The organism is Bacillus sp. IT-79MI2 (genome assembly GCF_949768135.1).
Classification (GTDB): domain Bacteria; phylum Bacillota; class Bacilli; order Bacillales; family Bacillaceae_G; genus Bacillus_A; species Bacillus_A pseudomycoides.
On the sequence record NZ_CATKPV010000097.1, the window covers coordinates 1 to 6,364 of the forward strand.

Consider the following 6,364-nt stretch of genomic DNA (forward strand, 5'->3'; position numbering starts at 1 on the left):
ATCCTCAAATCTGTCGCAAATAAGACCCTCTTGGGACATTTCCATTGCGGTGTCATTCCATTCTTCCAGTAGTTGCTTCTGTTCTGTCTTCGTAACATACACCAGCTCCGACAGGGTTTGATCAACGTTCTCGATCATTTGCTTTAACGCCTGGCGTAAATGGCCCAGCATCCGTTCAATAGTTATTCCATTAAACTTGCTACGATCATACATCAGCTTTAACGACAACTGACTTCCTGGAACAACAGCCAGTCCTAATGGATAGTGGGTTTGCTCTACTCCTTCCAAGCCACCAATTTCCAGATCTCCTGAAGACTCCTCTTTCACCGGGTAGTTTTCAAACACATACAAGCTATGGAACAGCGGGGTCCCTCTTGGAACTTCACTCCATCCTTGAATCTCTGTCAAAGAAGCATATTCATACTGTCTTCTTTCTATCTCTTCCTCTTGTATCTTCTGTAACCAATCCCTTACTTTCAGGTCATCTTTCAACTGGATCCGCGTCGGTGATGTGGTAATAAAGGGACCTACGATGTGCTCGACATCAACAATCTCCGTAGGGCGTCCCGAGCTAGTTACACCAAAGACAATCTCGTTCTCGCCACTATATCGGCTCATGAGATATGCCCACGCGCCTTGAATCACCGTACTCAAGGTGAGCTTATTGCGCTTCGCCCAGCTTTGTAACGCTTGGGTCTGCTCTTCCGACAAATGAGCAACCTTCTCTGTATAACCTTTTTCTTGCTCCTTACTTTCTAAGCCAAGCGGGGTTGGCGCTGTAAAGCCTCTGAGTTTCTCTCTCCAGAATTGTTCCGCTTGCTCCTGATCCTGCTCTTTCAGCCATTGAATATATTTCTTGTATGGCGGTGACTTAGGTAAATTCACAGCCTCTCCGTTCATCCTCTTCTGATACACTGTAAGCAATTCGTTAAAGATCAGTGATAGACTCCATCCATCCAATAAAATATGGTGATGCGTCCAAACAACCCGATATTCTTCCTTTGCTTCTTGAATGACAGTCACCCGCATCAATGGCGCTTCATCAAAAAGAAAGGCTTGTTTTCGGTCCGATGCCAAAAGGGCTTTTCGCTTCTCCTCTTTTTCTTCAACAGACAGCGCACGCCAATCCACTTCATTCAGCTTAAATGGGATATGATCATACACCACTTGTAAGGGCTCTTCAATCTCATCCCACACAAATGCCGAACGAAAGATCTCACGCCGCTGAATCACCGATTTCCACGCCTGCTCGAAAGTAAGGATATCCAATTTCCCTCTAAACAGGAAACTTAATTGCACCATATACGGCGCGGAATGTTCATCCCCTTGATCATGCAGCGTATGAAAGAGCATGCCTTCCTGCAAAGGTGATAGTGGATACAGGTCGGTAATCGGATGATTCTTTCCACGATTCATCTTAGATAGTACTTTGGTCAAATCTGCTGGGGTGAGATTTGCAATCGCAAAATCCGAAACGGTCAGCGCAGATTCTCCACTCGAAGAATGAATCAATCCTCTCAGTTGATGGAGCATATTCTCTGCAACACTTTGAATGGTCGACTTCGCAAACTGTCCAACATTGTACACCCAAGTGAAATGAAGTTTTCCATCGGTTACAATCCCGATCACATCGATCAAATGTGACCGCTTGGAACCAGGAGCATGGTCTAAGCACGTAAACCCGGTCTCCGGAGCAAACATCGCATCGTCAGAGAACATTTGGTCAAACTGTCCAAGATAGTTAAAACTAATGGACGGAGTGGGTTGAGACTCCAATCGCTCACGCATCGCTGGATTCAAGTACCGCAAAACCCCATAGTCAACGCCCTTATTAGGAATTTGACGCACTTGTTCTTTGACTGCTTTTAATGCTGCAATTGGCGTGTTGGCACCTGTAGTATTTAAGTGAACAGGATAAATACTTGTAAACCATCCTACGGTTCTCGATAGGTCAATGTCTTCAATAATCTCTTCTCGACCATGACCCTCCAGATCCACGGTCAGCGTCGAATGACCTGTCCATGCCGCCGTAGCCTGTACCAATGCTGTCAATAGTACTTCATTGATTTGGACACGATGGGTGCTTGAAATCTCTTGCAATAACGCACGGGTCTCTTTCTCATCCAGCACCACGGTAATCTCCTCAGTTGCTGTGTTTGCTGGATCTTCGAGGGTGGCATCCACTGGTAGCATAGCCACTTCTTGTTCGAACTGCCGCTCCCAGTAATCACGCACTTCTTGCGCAATCCCAGCTTCAGCGTAATGATGCAATTTCTCCGACCACGCTTTAAAGGATGTACTCTTCGTAGATAATTGGATCTTCTGATCCTGGCTCGCTTGATTATAGGCCGTTTGCAGATCCTCCAGTAAAATCCGCCAAGAAACACCATCCACTGCTAAGTGATGAATCACCCAGAATAATCTGCCGGCTCTTTTCTCACCTTCATCAAAATACACCATTCTCATTAGCGGTCCTGCGTGTAAGTGTAAGCTTGCTTGTGCAGCGTCAATCTCCGTTTGAATCACTTGATGCCATTCTGCTTGCGGCACTTCGTCTAATGAAATCACGGTCAGCGTCGATTGTTCTTCGATCCCTTCGTTCCGCTGTTTCCAAGCTCCATCCGGTAAACGTTCATATCTTAAACGCAAGGCATCATGATGGATTAGAAGGGTACGCACAGCTTTCTCCAGTAATACTATATCCAGTCGCTCTTTTGTTCTAAAAAACATGGATTGATTCCAATGGTGTGGGTTAGGATGATCTTGTGCAAAAAACCATTGCTGGATTGGTGTAAGGATCAGTTCTCCAGTTACAACTCCCTGCTCTGCTTGTACACCCTGTTCTTCTTTGACTACTTGCGCCAACTCGGCAATCGTTTGGTGTTCAAACATTTGCTTTGGTGTCAAATGCAAACCTGCTTGCTTCGCACGAGAGACAATCTGAATGCTGAGAATCGAGTCTCCACCAATTTCAAAGAAGTTATCATGGATTCCCACCTTTTTAATCCCTAATACTTGCTTCCAAATGGTAGCCAGTGTTTCTTCTTTACCATTCCGGGGTGCAACACATTCACTTTCAATTTCCCTCTCCTCCGGTACAGGCAAGGCCTCACGATCAACTTTACCGTTAGCAGTTAGTGGAATAGCTTCCATCATCACAAATCCTGAAGGAACCATATGGCTTGGTAGTTCCGCCTTGAGATAATCTCTCCACTCACCTACATTCCCATCACCCACGACATATGCCACCAATCGTTTATCACCCGGCTGATCCTCTCGAACAATTACAACAGCCTCTTTTACGGATGCATGTGCGTTTAAAGCAGATGCAATTTCCCCGATCTCAATTCGGAAACCACGGATTTTCACCTGGTGATCAATCCGCCCAAGATAATCTAGATTTCCATCCGGCAAGTATCTCGCTAAGTCTCCTGTCCGATATAATCGTGCTCCCGGGTCACTACTGAATGGATGAGGAATGAAACGTTCTGCAGTCAATTCAGGTCTGTTTAAATACCCACGTGCGAGTCCCGCTCCACCAATATATAGTTCACCCGATACACCAATAGGCACAGGCTGTTGACAAGCGTCTAGCACATACACTTCTAAATCTGGAATCCGCTTTCCGATATTACTTCTTGAAGAATGCTTTACATCATCTTGAGTAATTGGATAATACGTAACATGAACGGTAGTTTCTGTAATTCCATACATATTAATTAACTGTGTGTTCTGCTCTCCATACCTTTGAAACCATGGTAGCAAACTGGTAGGATCGAGTGCTTCCCCACCAAATATGACATAGCGCAGATGCAAGTTTTTATTCTCATCTTCTTGTTCACACACTTGTATTAATTGTCGAAATGCGGATGGTGTCTGATTAAGAACCGTAACCTTTTCCTTTACTAACAGTTGATAGAAATCCTTGGGAGATCGACTAATCCAGTAAGGAACAACAATCAATCTTCCGCCATAGAGTAATGCCCCCCAAATCTCCCATACCGAGAAGTCAAACGCATAAGAATGGAAAAGCGTCCAAGTATCTTTTTCATCAAACTGATACCAACATTCCGTTGATTTAAATAAACGAATCACATTGTGATGCTCTACCATCACTCCCTTCGGATTCCCTGTTGATCCCGAAGTATAGATTACATACGCCAAGTTTTCTCCTGTCACTTTACATATTGGTGAAAGGGTGCTTTCTCGCGCGATCATCGCTTGATCCCGATCCAAACAAACTGCTTCGATTTCTTCAGGTATCCAATCTACTAATGCTTCGTTCGTGACCAATACTTGAATCCCTGTGTCCTCCAGAATATATCGTAGGCGACTTTCTGGATACGATGGATCCAATGGAACATAGGCTGCCCCAGCTTTCAAGATCCCCATGAGACCGACAATCATCTCAACTGAACGCTGGAAGCAGAGACCGACCAATGACTCGGTCCCAATCCCACATTTCTGGAGATAATGGGCCAATTGGTTTGCTTTCTCATTCAGCTCTCGATACGTCAACTGCTGATTTTCATCCACCACCGCCACCGTGTCAGGTGTACGATTCACTTGATCTTCAAACAGTTTATAGATCACACTCTCACGTGGATACGCTACAGCATTATCATTCCACTCTTCCATCAATTGCTTCTCTAATTCCGATAGCATCGTCAACTTCGTCAGTAATTTATTGGGATGTTCCACGATTTCCTTCAACCAGTTTTCAAAATGCTCAGCCATACGTCTGATCGTTACAACATCAAATAAATCATTCTTATAGTTAAAACAAAGGAATAAACCCTCTTCCACCTCTGCGGCGCTTAAACTCAAATCAAACTTGGCGATCGAAGCATGACTTTCCATCGCTTCTAAACTTCTTCCATGAAGCTCTGGAAGCTCTTGTTGCGTGTTTTGCAAGGTAAACATGGTTTGGAAGATCGGAGAATGACTTGTACTTCGCTCGGGTTGTATGACATCTACAATCTTTTCAAACGGAACATCTTGGTATTCATACGCCTTCAATGCTTTTGTCCGTACTTGAGACAACAACTCTTGGAATGTCGGTGCGCCACTCAGATCAGCCCGATAAACCAACGTGTTGACGAAGAAACCAATCAACCCTTCAATCTCACGATAATTCCGGTTTGCAATCGGGCTTCCGACAAGAATATCCGATTGTCCTGTATAACGAGCGAGGAAGCTTTGATACGATGCCAGTAAGGTCATGAAGAGCGTCGATTCTTCTTGACGACTAAGTTCGTTCAGTTTGTCGCGTAACGAGCGTGACAACAACACAGTGTGTGTCGATCCACGATGGGTTTGCACCGCAGAACGAGGACGATCCATCGGCAACATTAAGACTGGTAACTCGCCAGACAGCTCTTCCTTCCAATATGCAAGCTGCTGATCAAGTACTTCTTCTTTCATCCATTCCCTTTGCCATTGGGCAAAGTCGGCATATTGAACCGGTAATGGTGCGAGTTCTGCTGGTTTTCCACCAACCGCTTCTTCATAGAATGCCATCCATTCTTGGAGCAAGATTTCCATCGACCAGCCATCCGAGATAATATGATGCATGGTACAAAGAAGAATCCATTCTTCTTCTGCGATTTGCACGATTTGCCCACGGATCAACGGACCTTTTCCTAAGTCAAATGGCGCTTCGGCTTCGTTTTGGATCCATTTTTCCATTACGCTTTCTCTCTCTTCGGAGGAAAGCGTAGTTAGATCTATTTGGGGAAGGAACCGGAAAGCATATGGTTGAATCTGCTGCACAGGATGACCATCCATTTCATGGAACACCGTTCGCAAAGATTCATGACGCTCTATCAGCTGATTCCATCCCGTCTCCAATGCTTTGGGTACCCAATTCCCTGTAAGACGGCATACCATCGGTATATTATAAAGTGCACTATTAGGCGTGAATTGGTCAATGAACCACAGGCGCTGTTGGGCATAAGAGAGCGAAATGGCTTCTCCCCGTTCCATCGGCATAAGCGGTGGAATCTCTCGTATTTTGTCTCCTTTACGCAATTGATCCAGTCGCTTCGCCAACGCCTCTACTGTTGAATACTCAAACAGTTCACGTACTAACAGTTCGATTTGTAATGCCTCTTTTAACCGAGATACAACTTGGGTAGCGAGCAACGAGTGGCCGCCTCGATCGAAGAAGGAATCCTGGACACCAATATTTTCTATGCCTAGCACTTGACTCCATACCGATGCAACGAGCTCTTCCATCGGAGTTCGTGGGTATACAGTATTTTCAGTAGATGGTTCATCAGGTACAGGCAATGCTTTTAAATCGAGTTTTCCATTCGGTGTGAGTGGTAAAAATGCCATCTCGACAAAGTGTGCCGGAACCATG

At 45.1% G+C, this 6,364-nt stretch carries 1 protein-coding gene; it reads right to left on the reverse strand.

Features of this window, described 5'->3' with window-relative positions:
• Nucleotides 1-6,364 (reverse strand): amino acid adenylation domain-containing protein (locus ACM6HU_RS24120; RefSeq protein WP_414848482.1); only part of this gene is annotated, 6,364 nt, incomplete at both ends.